General features: G+C 68.1%; 18 protein-coding genes. 7 read left to right on the top strand and 11 right to left on the bottom strand.

What is annotated here, in order from left to right; genetic code table 11:
• Position 1: 1 nt before the first annotated feature.
• A complete protein-coding gene (locus CFP71_RS02520) occupies positions 2–919 on the bottom strand; it encodes an AurF N-oxygenase family protein (RefSeq protein WP_093932200.1) in 918 nt (305 codons plus the stop codon).
• A 79-nt stretch (positions 920–998) separates the two neighbouring features.
• Here CFP71_RS02520 and CFP71_RS02515 point away from each other — a divergent pair, with 79 nt between their 5' ends.
• Positions 999–1,907 (top strand): alpha/beta fold hydrolase, encoded by a 909-nt coding sequence (locus CFP71_RS02515; RefSeq protein WP_244199533.1) that lies wholly within the window; start codon positions 999–1,001, stop codon positions 1,905–1,907.
• A gap of 361 nt (positions 1,908–2,268) precedes the next feature.
• On the opposite strand, the gene CFP71_RS02510 is transcribed toward CFP71_RS02515, so the two are convergent.
• Positions 2,269–3,150 carry a class I SAM-dependent methyltransferase gene (locus CFP71_RS02510; RefSeq protein WP_093932199.1) on the bottom strand — a complete coding sequence of 294 codons (882 nt, stop codon included), beginning with the start codon at positions 3,148–3,150 and terminating at the stop codon, positions 2,269–2,271.
• Positions 3,151–3,477: 327 nt separating this feature from the next.
• Here CFP71_RS02510 and CFP71_RS02505 point away from each other — a divergent pair, with 327 nt between their 5' ends.
• A complete protein-coding gene (locus CFP71_RS02505; RefSeq protein WP_093932198.1) occupies positions 3,478–3,918 on the top strand; it encodes a hypothetical protein in 441 nt (146 codons plus the stop codon).
• Between the two features lie 325 nt (positions 3,919–4,243).
• Entirely contained in the window at positions 4,244–5,266 is a 1,023-nt protein-coding gene (locus CFP71_RS02500) for a hypothetical protein (protein WP_093932197.1), read from the top strand.
• Between the two features lie 12 nt (positions 5,267–5,278).
• Here the strand turns inward: CFP71_RS02500 and CFP71_RS02495 are convergent, their stop codons facing one another.
• Positions 5,279–6,061, bottom strand: a complete 783-nt coding sequence (locus CFP71_RS02495; RefSeq protein WP_425266592.1) for an MBL fold metallo-hydrolase — start codon at positions 6,059–6,061, stop codon at positions 5,279–5,281.
• Between CFP71_RS02495 and CFP71_RS44575 the strand changes: the two genes are divergently transcribed.
• The gene (locus tag CFP71_RS44575) at positions 6,050–6,223 is read left to right on the top strand and encodes a hypothetical protein (protein ID WP_208635870.1); all 174 of its coding nucleotides are present in this window, start codon (positions 6,050–6,052) and stop codon (positions 6,221–6,223) included. The two genes, CFP71_RS02495 and CFP71_RS44575, sit on opposite strands and share 12 nt — an antisense overlap.
• Before the next feature lie 357 nt (positions 6,224–6,580).
• On the opposite strand, the gene CFP71_RS45495 is transcribed toward CFP71_RS44575, so the two are convergent.
• A complete protein-coding gene (locus tag CFP71_RS45495; RefSeq protein ID WP_093932195.1) occupies positions 6,581–8,002 on the bottom strand; it encodes a WXG100 family type VII secretion target in 1,422 nt (473 codons plus the stop codon).
• Positions 7,999–8,337, bottom strand: coding sequence for a type VII secretion target (locus CFP71_RS02485; protein WP_093932194.1), 339 nt, complete (start codon positions 8,335–8,337; stop codon positions 7,999–8,001). The genes CFP71_RS45495 and CFP71_RS02485 overlap by 4 nt, the downstream gene beginning before the upstream one ends.
• 187 nt (positions 8,338–8,524) lie before the next feature.
• Here CFP71_RS02485 and CFP71_RS02480 point away from each other — a divergent pair, with 187 nt between their 5' ends.
• Complete coding sequence (locus tag CFP71_RS02480) at positions 8,525–8,887, top strand: VOC family protein (protein ID WP_093932193.1); 363 nt, start codon at positions 8,525–8,527, stop codon at positions 8,885–8,887.
• A gap of 5 nt (positions 8,888–8,892) precedes the next feature.
• On the opposite strand, the gene CFP71_RS02475 is transcribed toward CFP71_RS02480, so the two are convergent.
• Positions 8,893–9,828 carry a zinc-binding dehydrogenase gene (locus tag CFP71_RS02475; RefSeq protein WP_093932192.1) on the bottom strand — a complete coding sequence of 312 codons (936 nt, stop codon included), beginning with the start codon at positions 9,826–9,828 and terminating at the stop codon, positions 8,893–8,895.
• 92 nt (positions 9,829–9,920) lie between these two features.
• On the opposite strand from CFP71_RS02475, the gene CFP71_RS02470 reads away from it, so the two are divergent.
• Together CFP71_RS02470 and CFP71_RS02465 are read left to right on the top strand one after the other, a co-directional pair.
• Positions 9,921–10,517 carry a TetR/AcrR family transcriptional regulator gene (locus CFP71_RS02470; protein ID WP_093932191.1) on the top strand — a complete coding sequence of 199 codons (597 nt, stop codon included), beginning with the start codon at positions 9,921–9,923 and terminating at the stop codon, positions 10,515–10,517.
• A 425-nt stretch (positions 10,518–10,942) separates the two neighbouring features.
• Complete coding sequence (locus CFP71_RS02465) at positions 10,943–11,653, top strand: sensor histidine kinase (protein ID WP_244199541.1); 711 nt, start codon at positions 10,943–10,945, stop codon at positions 11,651–11,653.
• A gap of 13 nt (positions 11,654–11,666) precedes the next feature.
• On the opposite strand, the gene CFP71_RS02460 is transcribed toward CFP71_RS02465, so the two are convergent.
• The 5 genes from CFP71_RS02460 to CFP71_RS02440 all read right to left on the bottom strand — a co-directional run bounded on the left by CFP71_RS02460 (position 11,667) and on the right by CFP71_RS02440 (position 15,993).
• The gene (locus CFP71_RS02460; protein WP_093932190.1) at positions 11,667–12,032 is read right to left on the bottom strand and encodes a VOC family protein; all 366 of its coding nucleotides are present in this window, start codon (positions 12,030–12,032) and stop codon (positions 11,667–11,669) included.
• Positions 12,033–12,051: 19 nt separating this feature from the next.
• A complete protein-coding gene (locus tag CFP71_RS02455) occupies positions 12,052–12,471 on the bottom strand; it encodes a phospholipase A2 family protein (RefSeq protein WP_143267029.1) in 420 nt (139 codons plus the stop codon).
• Positions 12,472–12,588: 117 nt separating this feature from the next.
• Entirely contained in the window at positions 12,589–13,242 is a 654-nt protein-coding gene (locus CFP71_RS02450) for a response regulator (protein ID WP_093932188.1), read from the bottom strand.
• Positions 13,239–14,432 (bottom strand): sensor histidine kinase, encoded by a 1,194-nt coding sequence (locus CFP71_RS02445; RefSeq protein ID WP_093932187.1) that lies wholly within the window; start codon positions 14,430–14,432, stop codon positions 13,239–13,241. Before CFP71_RS02445 ends, CFP71_RS02450 begins: the two co-directional genes overlap by 4 nt.
• Positions 14,433–14,529: 97 nt before the next feature.
• On the bottom strand, positions 14,530–15,993 hold the full coding sequence (locus CFP71_RS02440; RefSeq protein WP_093932186.1) for an alpha/beta hydrolase: 1,464 nt from the start codon (positions 15,991–15,993) through the stop codon (positions 14,530–14,532).
• Positions 15,994–16,624: the final 631 nt, after the last annotated feature.

The raw sequence follows: 16,624 nt of genomic DNA, 5'->3' as shown, positions 1-16,624 counted from the left end.
GTCAGATCAGGTTCGCCCGCTTGTAGAACACCAGGGCGGGCTTGGTGAGCAGACCGCACGAGCCGAGGAACTCCATCAGCCCGGCACAGCTGGAGCGCATCATCGACTTGTGGTGCTCGTTGGCCTTCGCCTCGCGCAGCGCGCGCCCGGTGTCGAGTCCCGCGTTCTTGTAGACGTCGCGGTTGACCATGCTGCTGACGATGAAATACGACGCGATCGCGATGACCAGCGCGTTGATCCGGCGGCGCACGGGGCCCGCGCCCTCCAGCTGCTCGCGGGTCTCTTCCCGGGCGAACTTCATGTGCCGGGACTCTTCGACCACGTGGATGTTGTTGATGGTGCGCACGAAGGGAACCACGCGCTCGTCACGCATCCAGTCGCGCTGCATCACGTCGAGGACCTCTTCGGCGACGAGGATCGCCGCGTACGCCGCTTCGCCACTGGCCGTCGCCTTGAAGACCCGGCCGAGCTCGACGGCGAGCCTGCGCGGGCGATACGGGGGCGCGCCGAGCTTCTCCGCGCCGCGGGCGAACATGATCGAGTGACGGCATTCGTCGGCGATCTCGGTCAAGGCCCATTGGAAGGCCGGGTCGGTCGGGTCCTTGGCGTAGAAATCGCGCAGCACCATCTGCTGGAGGATCATCTCGAACCAGATACCGGTGCTCGCGACCGAAGCGGCTTCCTGGCGCGTGAGCTCCTTCTGCTGCTCCGTGCTCATCTCGGCCCAGTAGCTCGTGCCGTAGAGCGTGCTCCACTCCGGACTCGCGCCGTGGAAGTCCTTGTCCAGCGGCGTCTCCCAGTCCACCTCGGTGGCCGGGTCGTAGGACAGCATCGCGGACGAATCAAGCAGCCGCCGAGCGGTCTCGCGGCGGCCGTCCTCGGCCGTACCCGCGGTGCGAGGCACATCGGTGCTGGTCATACGGACCTCCCTGACAACGTCGGCTGGGTGTACGGTTTAAGCGTTACCGAGATTCACTGTTACCCAAGGTAACACCTAAATGGCCGTCAAGGCCACCCACCCCGCCGATCAGCGAGGAGACCCGACCTTGACCTCACCCAGCCGAGTCGGATCCTTCGAACACGACGGCCTCACCTTCGACGTGCGCGACACCGGTCCGCTGGACGGCACCGTCGTCGTCCTGCTGCACGGATTCCCGCAGACGAGCACTTCGTGGGCGGAGACCGCCGCGCTGCTCAACGAGCGGGGGTACCGCACGATCGCGCCCGACCAGCGCGGCTACTCCCCTCGCGCGCGGCCACGGGGCCGTTTCGCCTACCGGTCGAGCCGTCTAGTGGCCGACACCGTCTCGCTCATCGACACCATCGGCACCGGACCGGTCCACCTGGTCGGACACGACTGGGGCGCCAACGTCGCCTGGGCGACCGCGGCCCGGCGACCGGACCTGGTCCGGTCCCTGACCAGCGTCTCGGTCCCCCATGCCGGGGCTTTCCTGCGCGCGATGCTGACCAGCGACCAGCTCGTCCGGTCGTACTACATGGCCCTCTTCCAGATTCCCTGGCTGCCCGAACGCGCCCTGCGATCCCGGCCGCGGTTCCTGGACCGCACGCTCGCCAAAACCGGGATGACCCCGACCCAGATCGCCCGGGTCCACCAGGAGATCGTGCTCGGCGGCGCGCTGACCGGCGGGCTGAACTGGTACCGCGCGATGTTCCTGCAACGTCCGACGGGCCTGCGTGGCCGGGTTCCCGTGCCGACCACCCACGTCTGGAGCGACGGCGACACGGCCCTCTCCCGCCGGAGCGCCGAGCTCGCGGGCGAGTACGTCGACGGCGAGTACCGGCTCGAGATCCTGACCGGCGTCAGCCACTGGGTTCCCGAAGAGGCCGCCACGACACTGGCCGCCATCGTCGACCGCACCGCTACAGCTGCGGGCGGACTTTCCTGAAGCAAGCGGTCGTGCGCGGCGTATGTGGCGATCCGCTGGTCCAGCCGGGTGCTTCGCGTGGCTGCTTGGACGAGACGTGTGATCAGACGGACGACACACGTGATCGGCTGGACGACACATCCACACGGCCGGCTTCACCACGAGGCGTCCCTCCAATCACACGTGCCGTCCATCCAGTCACGTGTGTCGTCCGTCTGATCACGGGCGACCGCCAGACCAGCGGGGCGGAGGCAGCGTTGTGAAAGCCACTTTCGCAACGTTGAAGGTTGCGAAAGTGGCTTTCACAACGTCCCGGCGGGACTCGCCGCCGCAGTCGATCTCGGTTCGCCGACTGTGACATCCGTGCGTTCACCCGACCGCCTCAGTCGGCTTCGACGGACACTGCGGGACGCTGGGCGGGCTCGGGGACTCGCGCTCCCGTGGGGAATTGCGCGACGACGAGATATCCGGTACCGAGCCAGCGGCGGGCCCTTCGGCTCACCGTCCGTTCGGGGGCATACCGCCATCGATACGACCACGGCCGGATCAGGCGATCGAACGGCGGGACGAACGCCGTGATGTCGTAGAACACGACGTCATGCGGCCGCAGACCCGATTCCCGCATCCGGCCGACCAGCCGGAAAGCAGGCAAGGCGTGGATACCGCTCTTGTCCGCGCGATGCCTGCGTTCCTCCGGGACACCGGAAAGCCCTTCGATCCGGCCGAGCAGGCGCCGCGCCGGCCAGAACACGCCCCACTCGAACAGACGGTAGGGGCTGAGCGGGTTGAGCATGGTGATCACGACGAACCCGCCGGGCTTCGTCACGCGCGCGATCTCCCCCAGGGCGCGGTCGACGTCGACGTACTCCAGCACGCCCATCGCCAGCACGATGTCGAAGCTGTCACAGGGAAACGGCAGTTCGTCGATGTCGGCGACATGCAGCCGGACCTTGTCGTCGTCGCGCAGTCCGCGCGCGGCGAGGTCGATCATCGCGGCGGACTGGTCGCAGGCGGTGATCCGGAATTCGCCGCCGTCGGCGCCGAGCAGATGATGGACCATCATGCCCGGACCACACCCCACATCGAGCAGCTCACCGGACGGGAACGACCGCAAAGTCTCCGCGATGGCGTACAGCCGCGACGCGAAATAGCGCTCACTCGGACCGGAACGGTAAGCCCGCGCGTAATCGGCGGCGAAACGGGCATCCTGATAGTGAAGCCGGACGTGTCGTCCGCGAGCGGAACGGTTGGCTCGACCGAACACCTGCTTACCTCCATGACTTTGTCAGGCTTCGTAGCGATCCCGGGAATCCATCGACAACGTCGAGAAGATTCGGCGTTCCGTTACCAATTCTCAGAATGTGCGGAACAATTCCGACTCGCGAAACAAAGGCGATCAACAGTTCGCACGAGCAGAAATAAGACACCCGACCTGCGCCGATCTTCGAAACCCGAGCTCAGGATTCAAGATTAACGCAAGGTATTTCGAACGGCAAAGGGGCCAATATTTCTTGCCTTTTCCTCGAACTGCTCCGGCGCCGGACGCCGACGCGGTGCACCTGGCCGCGGCCGGTCGGGCTAGTTTGCTCGGGTGAGTCTTCTTGATGATGTGGCCGAACGCGACGGCTGGCGATGCTGGGTGTGCGACGAACCGGTCGACCCGGACATGTCGGTGAACGACCCGCGAGGGCCCAGTGTCGACAGCCGGACCGCCGACCGGAAGGCCAAGATCGCCGAACGGCTGGCGCACCGCGGGTGCAACACCCGCAAGGGCGCGGTGAAGGTGGTGATCGCCTGGCCCGATCGCCTGCACGTGGTCGAACCCGCACCGCTGATCACCGTCGCCGGGCGGCTGGAGCGCAAGGGCGGCCGCGAGATGGTGGCCCGTTGCCCGACCAGGCAGGACGCGCAGGAGGCGGCGGATTGGCTGGTGGACCGATTTTCCCGGCTGGTACCGGGAGTACCGGTGACCGCGAACGTCGAACCGGGTGGCGGCCAGTTCCTCGTCATCCTGGCCGCCGGCCGCCGCTGACCGCCGAACTGGTGGCTTGCCCGTAACGTCGTCCCCTCCCGTCCCGACTACGGACGACCACCGACCGGGTGACCGACCCGTCGGCCAAGCCCGTGTCGGGGGTGACGAAGACATGAATCTCCCCACTGTAGTGAGCCTGATAAGCGTGACTGTCGCCCTCATCGGGCTTCCCGCGACCTGGGCGAACTGGAGACGGCACAGGAGCGAACGATCCTCGGAGCGCTTCCTTCGCGTAGCGGAGCACGTTCACGGAAAACAGGCTCGCCTCCACAATCTCACCTCGTCGGCCGCGCGACCGGAGTGGACCTCTCACGCGGACGTCCCGATGCTCACCAAGGCCGGGTGGATCCTTTCCGCTCCGGCTTCCGTGGAAGACGTCCGGCTGGAGTGGGAGGACGGCTCACCTCCAGGCGATCGCTTCGGCGAAGCGAAGGCGCGGGCACGCCGCTTGCTGCCGTGGCGAACGGGCGCCGAGCGCTATCCCGCGTACAGCAGTGCCTTGGTTCAGCTGGCGGGCCGTTCGCAGCTCTATGACGGTGACCTGTACCGGCCCACCGCCATCGCGGGCGAGGCGAACGGTATCCGGTTGCGGTTCACCCACGGTCGATATTTCGAACACCTCGACACCACCGAGATCCTGGCCTACGAGGCCGCGTCGAGAGATCTCGCGGGCCGCACCCCCGCCGACGGCCGGTACCGGCGCTGGTTGAAGGATCCTTTCGACCTGACTCGGCGTTCGACCGGCCTGGGCACGGTCACTCTGACGATCCGTACCGCCGCCGGATCAGCGGGCTTCTACATGCACAAGCGCGACGCGGACCAGTTGGCCGTCGGCGCGGGTGTCGTGCACGCCGTCCCCGCGGGCGAGTTCACGCCGTCCGACATCGGCCTGGAAGCCATACGCGCGGACTTCGACCTCTGGCGCACGGTCATGCGGGAGTACGCGGAAGAATTCCTCGACTTGGAAGAAGCTTACGGCCGCGGCGGACGGCCGTTGGACTACGACCACGACTGGCCCTTCGGCAGTCTCAACGAGGCCCGCGAATCCGGTGGCCTGCGTCTCTACGTGCTCGGTGTCGGCCTCGACGTGCTGACCTGGAAGCCGGAGTTGCTTCTCGTCTGCCTCATCGACGGGGCCGTGTTCGACCGGATCTTCGCCGACATGGTGACCGCGGGGAAGGAAGGCACGATCATCGCCGGACCTCGTGGCAACGGCATTCCGTTCGAGTTCTCCAACATCAGCCGCTATGTCGACAGCGAAAACACGCGTGGCGCGGCCAAGGCGTGTTTGACCCTGGCTTGGCGCCATCGCGCGGCGCTGGGCATCGTCTCCGACGTTGACTCCTGACCACCGGGTCACTCAGGACAAGAGACGCCGGGCCTGCCCCTCGTGGACGTCGCTCACCCACTCCCAGCCGGGTTTGGCCGACGGGCCGACCCGCGGGTCTTCGGGGACCCGGCCTTCGCGCAGGGCGAGCACGTACGCCCGGTCGCGGTCGATTCGTTCGCGTACCTGTCCGGCTCCGCCGACCGACCCGTGGCCGGGGACGACGACATCGACGTCGCCCGCGGAGTCCTCCAGCAGTCGTAGCGCGGCGAGGTAGTCCTCGATCGGGTCGTCGGCGTCGGCGTCGAGCATCGGGACCAGCACATCGGAGAGCATGTCGCCGGCGACGAGCACGCCGCGCTCCTCGACGACCAGCGCGGCGTGGCCCGGTGCGTGCGCTCGATGCTCGATGATCCGGACCCGTGGGCCGTCCCACGGGATCCGCGCCGTCCCGACGGGCAGGGCGGTGATGAGACCGAACAGGTCCATCGGGACCTTTTCGGCGATACCCGTCGGCTCGAGGTGTTCGATGATGCGGGCCTTCGCGTCCGGGTCGGACAGCAGTTTCCCGACGGCGTCCGCGCAGCGGGCCGTGCCGTGCCGGGGAGGCGCGCCGAACTCGGCGTGCCAGAGCAGATGATCCCAGTCCGGATGCGTCGAGAAGCCCGCCACCACGGTCTGGCCCGACTGCGCCAGGTCGTTCGCGAGACAGCCCATTTCGTGGTCCTGCACGCCGGGATCGACGAGGAGCACACCGGTCCCGCCCTGCACGACGACGGCGTTGCTCTGCACGAACTCGCTCTCGTGGACGAGCACGCCCTCCGCGACCCGCGTCAGCACGGGCGGACCTCGCTCGCGCTGTCCGCCGTCCGCTTGGTGTCGCTCATCCGTCGCCTCCTGGTCCGCTGGTGCGTCGCGACGATTCTGGCCCGGGACAAGGCGGCGGGCAATGACGGCGGTGCGGCTACCCGCCTGTGATCGCTTTCGTGACCCGGGCCCACTCTGCGCGACACCGGAACTCGGGCGCCGACTGTGTGGATTTTGGTGCGTTGGACGCTCAGAAATCCACACAGTCCCGGATGACCGGACCGGTCACAGCCAGGTGGCCCGAGAGGCTTGAGGGGGTGTGTGGAAATAGGGACATTCAACGTCCCTGTTTCCACACACCCCTCACCCTGAGTGACATCTCACGCTCTCGCCAGCCACAACGACCCGACACCTTTGCCTTACCCCTCAAGAGAACCCGAATCGCCACTCACGACTACCTCGACCCGAAGCGCTCCAGCGGCACCCGACGTCGCGAGCGCGACGCCCGTGACACTCACCGGAACCGGGTCAGGGCACTTCGTAGAACTTGTCGTAGTGCCCCGGCGCGTAATAGAACTTGTCGTTGTCGTCCTTGACGATGCGATCCGGCTTCGGCCGCTGGTTGTCCGGCAACGGCTTCCCGTTGAAGTCCGTGTACTCGTCGGCGTCCCGGATGGGTTTGTTGTCGTAGCGCGGTGTCGGGTGGACGTCGAACTCGTAGTACTTGCCGTCGTACGGCTTCGTCGGCTTCCCGTCCGGGCCCAGCGGTTGATCGGCGGGTTTGTTGCTGTCGCTCATCTTGCCGTTGTGCGGGAGCCTGCCCTCGTTCCCGATCTTGCCGCCGGCCTGCCCGTGGTTCCCGTAGATCCGGCCGCCCCACGTCGAGCCCGCGCCGGGAGTGGGCTTGTTCCCCAAGCCAAGCGAGTTGAGCTTGTTGTCGTCCACCTTGTCGTGCCAGGCACCGAACTGGCCGCTGTCCTTGTGGTCGAGGATCCACCGCTTCATCTTCTGCGCGGCGTCCTTCTGCGCCTGGGTGAGATCGTCGAACTTCCCGAGCTGGGGCGAAAGCTCCGGCGGCTTGTCCGGCTGCGGCTGGGGCTTCTTCCCCTTGCCGCCGCCTCCCCCGCCACGGGTTCCGCTGTACTCCCCGCCACCCGGCTTCGGGCCACGGGGCTTCCCCGCGGGACCGGTCTTGCCAGCGTCGATCTTGCGAAGCGCCTTCTCCGCTTGGGCGAAGATGTTCTTCGCCTTCTTCATCAGCGGCGCGAGCGCGCTCATCGCCTTGACCAGCTTCGTGACGACGGAGGCGATCTTGGTCGCGGTCTTCGCGATGGCGGCGGTGACCTGGGGCAGCACCCAGGTCATGCCGAGACCGAGCGTCGCCAGCACCTGGAGCGCCCAGCTGATCAGCCTGGCGATCAGTTCGGCGATGGTGTCGCGAACCAGGGTGCGGACCGCGGTGACCACCTCACCGCCGATCCGGGTACCGGAGGACGCGCCACCGGCGGCCTGCTGGCAGGCGCCGATCAGGGCCGCGACATCCGCTCCCCGGGTTCGGTAGGCGTCTCCGGCCGTGCCTGTCCAGTTCGCGGTCTCGGCGACGACCATCGCGTCCAGGTCGGTGCCGATCGAGGCGAGTTCGTCGGCGACGTTCTGCCAGGTCTCCGCGTGCGCCGTGATCTCGTCCGGGTCCCCGGCGAGCGCGTCGAGCGCCTCCTTGAGGGGGCCGACGTGCTCCATCAGCCAGCCGACCCCGGCGGCGAGGATGGTGCCGAACGGGTCCATGGCGGCGGACACCGCGTCCATGGCGGTCCCGAAGGCGCCGACCGCGACGGACGCCCAGTCACCGCTCTCGATGGACGCTTTGAGCTCGGTAGCGGATTCGAGCAAGGGGACGCCGGACACCGCGGTGGTGGAATCCTTCGGCGTGGCGACGAGAGGGTTGGTCATGCCTGGGCCTTCTTCATCGGCGTCATCGGGATCGCGGCCTCGTACTGCTTGAACATCTCGACGCCGGCGGCGTCCTGCCCGGCATAGGACTGCTCGGCCGTGCGCAGGTTGGCGGCGGTCGCCCGGACGCCGTCGCTCGCGGCCTTGATCGAGTCGATCGTCTTCTCCTCCGCCGGATTGATGAACGGCGGCACGAACGCGCAGATCAGACCGTAGGCCTCGTCCGACATGGCCGCGGTGTTCGCCGCCGCCAGCACCGTGTCCAAGCGCTCGGCTATCCCGTCGACATTGGCCGCGTGCTTGCCGATTTCCGCGGGTACGACCTGAAAACTCATCTGCCTTGCCTCCCAGAGCGACCCCGGGCGAGAGCCCGTCGCTCCTTCTGAATGATCACTGCGCGGCCACCCTGTCATCGCGCGCCGACGCGCGTGGGCGCTCTGCTCGAACAGGCACCGTTCGATGAACGAACGGGCAACCACGTCAGCCGCGTCCGGGTTTCGGCGCGGTGCTAGCGTCTCTTCGATGAGCGTCGATTTCCTCGGTCTCCGCACGGTTGTCTACCCGGCACCGGATCTCCAGGCCGCCAAGAAGTGGTGGACTTCAGCACTGAACATCGAGCCTTACTTCGACGAGCCGTTCTACGTCGGTTACGCGGTCGCGGGCTACGAACTCGCGCTCGACCCGAACGGCGATCCCGGCGCCGGCCCGATCACCTATTGGGGCGTCGAGGATGCCGAGGCCGCCGAAGAGGCCATGCTCTCCGCCGGGGCGACTTCACATTCCGGCGTCAAAGAGGTCGGCGGAGGCATCAAGGTCGCCATCGTCCGCATCCCCGACGGCAATCTCGTCGGCCTGATCTACAACCCCCACTTCAAGGCCGAATAGCCGGCTCAGACGATGTCCAGCACCGCTTTGCCGTGCAGTCGCCGGTCGAGCAGGGCCGTGACAGCCTCACCATAGGAGGTCCACGCCGCCCGCATGCTGATTCCGGCGTCGAGCCGGCCCGCGGCGATCTCGGCGGCGAGCCAGGACAAGTCCGCGGAGAAGTCTTCGGCCGCGTTTGCCAGCAAGAAGTAGGTGCGGATCGACCGGTCGTGCCGTCCGTCGGTCGGCGTCAAGGCCGCCGCGGGGAAGATCGAGTCCGCTCCGGACGACCGGCCGACGCTCACCACCGTTCCGCCCGCCTCGACAGCGGCGAACGCGTCCACGAGCTGCTGCCCTCCGACGTTCTCCAGCACCGCGGCCACGGGCCGCTCCACCTGGGCGGGGTCGGCGTGCACCTCGTGCGCGCCCAGCGCCCGCAGGCTTTCCTCGACCGCGGGGTTCCCGCTGATGGCGACGACTTCGGCACCCGCCCGGGCCGCGAGCTGGATCGCGTAGCGGCCGACACCGCCGGAGGCGCCGGTGATCATCACCCGGCGGCCGAGCAGCTGTCCCATGCGGCGCAGCACCTGCAACGCGGTCAGACCGGCGACCGGGATCGTGCTCACCGCCCCGAGATCGGCGCCCTCCGGCACGATGCCGAGCCGCGTCGCCGGGACCGCCCGCAGTTCGGCCCACCCCGCGGTCTCACCCAGCGTGACCACCGGCGTCCCGGCCGCGGGCCCCGAACCGTCGGCCGCGGCCTCGATCACCACACCCGCCGCGTCCCAGCCGATCAGGGCGCCGTCCGGAGTCGACGGGTCGGTCGCGCCCTTGACCTCGCCGTAGTTGAGGGAAACCGCCTCCACCCGGACCAGCGCCTCGCCGGGCGCGGGTACCGGATCGGCCACGTCGGCCTGGGAGAGATGGGCCTTCGCGGTGTGGTCCACGACAAGTGCGCGCACGATCTGATCTCCTCCACTTAAAGTGCCACAGTGTGGCGTTTGCCCCATTGAAGCATATGCTCGTCTGAGGCGGGTCGGTTAGACTTCGGCCCATGACGACGTCCGGGGAGCCCTCGACACTGCGCGAGCGCAAGAAGCTGCGTACTCGCCAGGCCCTGGCGGAAACGGCGATCTCACTGTTCGGAGAGCACGGATTCGACGCCACCCCGCTCGACGCGCTACTGGACGAGGTGGAGGTGTCGAGGCGGACCTTCTTCCGCAACTACCGCTCGAAGGAGGACGTCGCCCTCACCGCCGTCAAACAGCTCTGGAGCGATTTCCTCGTCACACTGGACGAAACCGGGAAGTCCGGGTCACTCGTGGACGTTTTCCGCGACGCCCTGCTGACCACACTGGACCGCATGGACGACGACTGGTACCAGCGCTTCCCCGCGACGCTCAGGCTGGTCGACCAGTCGGCCTCGCTGAACGGTCATTCGCTGCGGCACTGCGCGGAGATCCAGACGGAGGTCGCGCACCGGCTCGGCGACCCGCGGGATCTCGAACTGCGCATGCTCATCGAATTCTGCGTGGCCACCTGGCGGTGCGCACTGGACGAATGGCTGCCCGAGTGCGCCCCCGGCGAACTGCCGGGCCACGTGCGGCGCGCCTTCTCCGCCATGCACGACAGCCTGCTCCTGCGAGCGTGACCGGCTTGCCGCCGAAACTGTTCGACGCGGGGTCGTGAGCGGCGATTCGGATTATTGGGCGATAAGCCAAATATGGCATGGTCGATCCTGCCGCGCAGGCCTTCTTCGCTACCCGAGGACATGGTTCCGGACTGGACGGCGACCAGGCGCGCCCCGGGTGTCCACATGGGACGGCTGAGTGTCCGATTTACGGCCATATGAGGCTTCCCATGGGGGTCGTGAGTGTTAAAGAGGGTTAGAACCCTCTTTAACACTCACGACCCGTACGCAAACTCACGCAAAGTGCCCAAAACGGACGTTTTCTCCGGAACGGGTGTCCCTTGTGGACGGTCGAGGTCGTGACCGGCTCCGGCGGGCCAGTTCGGTCCGTGCCGCGAAGGCCATGGCTCAGCAGAAGACTCAATCACGCCATCCTCGGCAGGTTGGTGCACACACAGCGCGAACTCACCCTGCGGCTGGACGACATCCGGCAAGCTCGTGAGCACGAACGCCTCTTGGACGCCCAGGCGGTCCTCGCCAAGGAACGCACCCAGCTGGCCCGCGAAATGCACGACGTCGTGTCGCACCAGGTCAGCCTGATCGCCGTCCAGGCGGGTGCGCTCAGCGTTTCGACCAGCGACCCGGACGCGAGAACCGCCGCCGAGAACGTCCGCAGGCTCTCCGTCGACACCCTCGACGAGCTACGCCACATGGTGAACCTGCTGCGTGCCTCCGGCAGCTCCACGACCGAGCTGATGCCACAGCCGACGCTGTCCGATCTCGACCGCCTGATCGCCGGAAGCGGCATCGAGACGCGGCGGACCGGGACAGCGCCGGAGGGCATCGACACCGCCGTCCAGCGCACGATCTACCGCACCATCCAGGAAGCCCTGACCAACGTCCGCAAACACGCGCCGGGAAGCACGGCGACCGTCGACATCGCGCACGACGGCACCGATCTCACCGTGACCGTCGGCAACACTCCCGCGACCCGGCCGAGCCTGACGTTGCCCAGCGCCCGCCACGGACTGCTCGGGCTCCAGGAACGCGCCGCGTTGGTGGGCGGCACCGTGGTCACCGAGGCGACCCCCGACGGCGGCTTCCGCCTGCGGTTGCGGCTGCCGATCAGCGGTCAGCGAAGCCGGGCCGACGCGTGACAGGGGCTCACGGTCATCGCGGTCCGTAGAGCACGACGGTGTTGCCCCACGGGTCGCGTGCCACGGCCCGGACCTCGTGCGGGCCCTGTTCCGGCTGCCGGACCACGGATCCGCCGCTCTCCACGACGGCGGCCACCGCCGCGGCCACGTCGGGAACCTTGAACGACGCCGCCGGCACGCCACCGGTGACGTCCTCGGCGGGACCGGCGAGAGCGAGCGTGGTGCCGCCGGCGTCGAGCGCGGCGTAGCGGTCGCCGTCCACGAATTTCGTTTCCAGGCCAAGGGCGGTGGAGTAGAACCGCACGGCGGCGTCGACGTCCGCCACCGGGTGCAGCACGTTGCCGATCCTGGCCGGGTCGATCTTCGCGTTTTCGCTCATGTGGCGACCGTAGCGGTTTTCAGCCGGTCGAGCGGACCGCGTTGTAGTAGGTGTCGGCGATGAAATCGCACGGCCCCCGGGCCGGGCCCGTGCCGAAGGTGTGGTCGCATTGCTGATGCATGAGCCGGAAGAAGAGGTTGTCGCAACGCAGCGTGTTCTTGCCGCCTGCTTCTTCGCACATGTCGTGGTTGGCACACGGCCCGCGGAAGTCCACTTGGCCCCAGGGCGGGACGACGGGCTTGTCCGGCGACAACGTGCAGTAGTCGTGCCAGGCGCCGCGATTCGGGTCGTAAACGTAATTCGAAGGAATGGGCACGAAGGCGGCGGCCTGCGCGGTCCCCGCCAGGAAGGGGAAGGCACCCGCGGCGACGGCCATCACGACAGCGCCTCGCCGAAGCCTCGACGATGTCCGTGACTGGCTCGATTTCGGTTCGGTCATCGGGATTCACCTCATCTGTCGAAGATTCACCTGAAACCCAGGCGTCATGACAAAAAAGGCTATTCCGGTCCGGCCGGACTCGTCAGGGCTCGTTCGGACCACACGACCGGATCCCGGTCAGCGCACGAGACCCGATTCCCAGGCCCACACGGCGATTTCGGTGCGGTTGCGGGCCGCGATCTTGCGCTGGATCGACGCGAGGTGGGTCTTCACCGTCGACAGCGAGATCGTCAGTTCCTCGGTGATCTCCGCGTTCGTCCGGCCGCGAGCGATGGCCTTGGCGACGTCGAGTTCGCGGTGGGTCAGCGCGGGATCGGCGCGGCGGGCGCGGCGCCGGGCCGACGTGGCGGTGAAATGAGCCAGCAGGCGCGTGGTGATCGACGGCGAGACCAGGGCTTCACCGTTCGCGGCCGCGTGCACCGCCTCCACCAGCAGACCGGGACCGGCGTCCTTCAGGAGAAAGCCGCAGGCACCGGAGCACAAGGCCTCGTGTACCAGCTCGTCGAGGTCGAAGGTCGTGACGACCAGGACACGCAACGGGTCTTCGACGTCGGGGCCCGCCAGTCGCCGGGTGGCGGCGAGACCGTCGACCAAGGGCATACGGATGTCCATCAGCGTCACGTCCGGGCGCAGCCGCCGGGCCAGCTCGACCGCCTGCTCGCCGTTTTCCGCCTCGCCGACCACTTCCAGCCCGGGCACCCGCTCCAGGATCAGCCGGAAACCCGTGCGCACCAAGGCCTGATCGTCGGCCAGCAGGACTCGCAGTGTCACCGCGCGGCTCCTCCTTCCGCTGCGGCGGCAGGCGAAACCCCGCCGGGCAAAGGCAGTTCGGCGAGGACTCGCCAGCCGCGCTCTCCGTGTTCACCGGCGATCAGCGTGCCGTCCAGTGCCGAGATCCGCTCGGCCATCCCGATCAAGCCGTAGCCGCCCGGCGACCGGCGCACCCGGCCGGGCCGGAGACCGTCGTTGCCGACCTCGACCCGGAGATGCCGGCGGCCCTCGGTCGGCTCGACCAGCACGGTGACGCGGCGGGCGTCGGGCGCGTGCCTGCGCACGTTGTTCAGCGATTCGAGGACGACGCGGTGGACGGTGGACACCGTTTCCGGCGCGACCGCGAGCTCGGCGAGCCCGTCCGCCAGTCGCACCGTGACGCTTTCGTCGTCCCCGACCGCCGCTTCCACGGTCTCCACCAATCCGCCGACGGTGACCTGGGACGCGAGTTCGGGGCTGCGCAGCATCATCACCAGCCGCCGGACCGCGCCGAGCGCTTCCGCGCCGGCGTGCTCGATCTCCTTGATCAGTTCCTGTTCCGGACCGTCCGCCAGTACGACGCCGGCGGCTTGGGTGCGGACCACGACCCCGGTGATGTGGTGCGCCACCAGGTCGTGCAATTCCCGGGCCAGCGCCAACCGTTCCCGGTCTCGGGCCGCGGCCAGCGCCGCTTCACGGCGGGCATCGCCGTCCCGCAGGATCAGCCCGACGATGACGCTGCACCCCCACAGCAAGGCCCACACCACCGCGATGGACAGTGTCGTGAACGTATCGCCGAAGCGCAGGACCGGGGCCGCGGCCATGGTCAGCCCACCGAGCACCGCGTAAACGGCGGCGTGACCACCCGGCAGCCGATGGCACACCGCCCCGACCAGAATCGCGAGCGCCAGCGACTCGGCGTCTCCGCTCGGAGCCGCGGCCGGTTCGGCCAGGAAACCCACGGCGCTGCAAGCCAGTGAGAGCGCGATCCCCGACAGCGTCAACGCCGCCGTCCGGGCCGGGAAACGACGCCGCAGCAACGCGAGCACGCCCAGCACCAGGCCGACCGCGAAGTAGAGGATCTCCCCGGCCGGGGCCGGACCGTCCAGGATCAGGCGTCGCACCAGCTGCTCGATGTTCAACGCGGCCAGCACCACGACCTCGGCGATCACCAACCCTCGGACGGGTGGTGGTGCGGCGGTCGGAAGCACGCGGCCGTCCTTCCTGGTTCGCTGGTCCGGTGATCATCATGCCTCAGCGGCCGTGAGGACGCCGGATGCCGCCCGCGGCACCCGGCGTCCCCGGTGATCACCGTGGTTCGGCCGCGCACGCCAGGTCGTGCTTCGGACGCTCACCCGTCACCAGGAAGGTGGTCGCCGCCGTGTCGGCGCACTTGTTGCCGACGTAGGGATAGACGCCGTGCCCACCCGCGTCGACGGTGACCATGCGGGCCCTGTCGCCGAACGCGCGCCGCAGTTTCTCGGCCCCCGCCAGCGGTGTCGCCGGGTCGCGCCGGTTCTGCAGCATGAGGATGTTGGCCGGACCCCGGTCACCGACGCGCACCGGCGGGTCGGCGGGCTCGGGCCAGAACGCGCACGGCTGGACGTTGGCCCCGGCTGCGCCGAACATCGGGTGACGGAGCCTGTCGATCGCGACGGTGCGCTGGTAAGTGCCCACCGACCCGGGCCAGCGGGAGTCGTTGCAGATCATGTAATAGCGGCCGGAGACCAGGTTTTCGATCCCGGGCGGTGCGTCCGGCCCCATCGGCGGGAGCGGCTGGTCCTTGTCGAGCGCTTGCCAGAGCTTGCCCACGAGCGGCATTGCCAAGTCATTGAAGAGGAAGCCGTAGGTCAGCATCCGGAACGTCGGGCCGTCGACGTCGCGGACCGGCGCCTTGTCCAGCCTCGCGGCGAGGTCGAAGTACTTCGCGGTGACCTGCGCCGGTGTGCTGCCCAAACCGTAGGTGGCCGAGTTGGCCGCAGCGAACTTGGCGAAGTCCGGGAAACGGTCGTCGAAGCCCTGGGCGTACATCCGGTCGTTCGCGTAGTCCCAGCCGTCCGGGCCCACGTTGCTGTCGAGCATGATCCGGTCGCCGCGCTGCGGGTACAGCGTGGTGTACACGGCGCCCAGGTGGGTGCCCCACGAATAGCCGGCGAAGGAGATCTTCTTCTCGCCCAGGGCGGCCCGGATCCGGTCCATGTCCCGCGCGGTGTTCGCTGTGCTGACGTGCGGCAGCATCCACGCCGACTTCGAAGCGGCGCACTGCCTGGCGATGGCCTTCGACTGCTCCGCCCGCTTCGCCACGTCGGCAGCGTTGCGCGCATACGGCGGGACATTGCCCACCGCGCTCTGCTCCGGCGTCAGGTCACAGGTCACCGGGGTGCTGTGCCCCATCCCGCGCGGGTCGAACCCGATCAGGTCGTAGCTGTCGAACACAGCCTGCGGCACCTTCGCCGTCCTCAGGTCGGCGGGGAACTTCAACCCGGCCGCCGGACCACCCGGATTGGTCAGCAGGACGCCGCGGCGCTGCTCCGGCTTCTTGCTCGCCAGCCGGGAGATCGCGATGTCGATCTGCTTGCCGCCGGGATCGTCGTAGTCGAGTGGAACCTTGATCGTCGAACACTCCAGGCCGGGCGCCGCGGCGTCCGCCGGACACTGCCCCCACTTCACCGGCTGCGGTGACGCCTCCGGTGATGCCCCCGCCGGTACCGCCGCCGCCGCGGCGGCCGCCAGAATGGCGAGCGCGAGCGCGATGGACCACGTTTTCCTCATCCGAGACCCCTCTTCCGATCTGTTGGCGAATCTCCATCCTGTTCACCGGCCGGTGAACGCACATCGAGCGCGCGAATGGTTCTTTCATCGCCTTTGGTCGGCCAAAAGGACTAGCTGTCCGGACGAGGGGTCCCGGGTGAGGCGTCGGGCGGGGTGGTCGTGAGGTGGCATTTCGGGTTAGAGCGGACCGGTATTTACCTACCCACGCCTGAACTGGGCGAGAGTGGTGGTTCAGCGGCTGCCAGGGCGCGACGGTGAAGGAATTGGGACGTTGAACGTCCCAATTCCTTCACCGTGGGGTCGCCCCGGCTTCGGACCTTGATCAACGGAAGATCCGGGACACTCAACGTCCCCGATCCTCCGTTGATCAAGGTCGCACCAGGCGCGACCGGTGGCCGACGAGGTGACGGGGGAAGATCCCGGACGTTCACTGCCCCGACTCCCTCGCCAACCAGGCCGAGCGTGGAGGATTCGGGACGTTGAACGTCCCAAATCCTCCACACTCGCCGGTCACACCAGTGGGTAGCTAAATACGACTCCGCCGGGACCGGTCACTTCACGACCCCATCGCGGCTCAGAGCATCGCGTTCACCCCGGTGAGATCGCGCCCGATCAGCAGCTTCTGCACCTG

The sequence above is a fragment of the Amycolatopsis thailandensis genome, from assembly GCF_002234405.1.
GTDB lineage: Bacteria > Actinomycetota > Actinomycetes > Mycobacteriales > Pseudonocardiaceae > Amycolatopsis > Amycolatopsis thailandensis.
This window is presented reverse-complemented; position numbering and strand designations above follow the sequence as displayed.

What these genes read in the sequence shown, in the direction of transcription:
- CFP71_RS02520 (WP_093932200.1), bottom strand. Translation starts at nt 919, where the DNA reads ATGACCAGCACCGATGTGCCTCGCACCGCGGGTACGGCCGAGGACGGC.
- CFP71_RS02515 (WP_244199533.1), top strand. Translation starts at nt 999, where the DNA reads ATGGCCGTCAAGGCCACCCACCCCGCCGATCAGCGAGGAGACCCGACC.
- CFP71_RS02500 (WP_093932197.1), top strand. Translation starts at nt 4,244, where the DNA reads ATGCTCACCAAGGCCGGGTGGATCCTTTCCGCTCCGGCTTCCGTGGAA.
- CFP71_RS45495 (WP_093932195.1), bottom strand. Translation starts at nt 8,002, where the DNA reads ATGACCAACCCTCTCGTCGCCACGCCGAAGGATTCCACCACCGCGGTG.
- CFP71_RS02485 (WP_093932194.1), bottom strand. Translation starts at nt 8,337, where the DNA reads ATGAGTTTTCAGGTCGTACCCGCGGAAATCGGCAAGCACGCGGCCAAT.
- CFP71_RS02480 (WP_093932193.1), top strand. Translation starts at nt 8,525, where the DNA reads ATGAGCGTCGATTTCCTCGGTCTCCGCACGGTTGTCTACCCGGCACCG.
- CFP71_RS02470 (WP_093932191.1), top strand. Translation starts at nt 9,921, where the DNA reads ATGACGACGTCCGGGGAGCCCTCGACACTGCGCGAGCGCAAGAAGCTG.
- CFP71_RS02460 (WP_093932190.1), bottom strand. Translation starts at nt 12,032, where the DNA reads ATGAGCGAAAACGCGAAGATCGACCCGGCCAGGATCGGCAACGTGCTG.
- CFP71_RS02455 (WP_143267029.1), bottom strand. Translation starts at nt 12,471, where the DNA reads ATGACCGAACCGAAATCGAGCCAGTCACGGACATCGTCGAGGCTTCGG.
- CFP71_RS02440 (WP_093932186.1), bottom strand. Translation starts at nt 15,993, where the DNA reads ATGAGGAAAACGTGGTCCATCGCGCTCGCGCTCGCCATTCTGGCGGCC.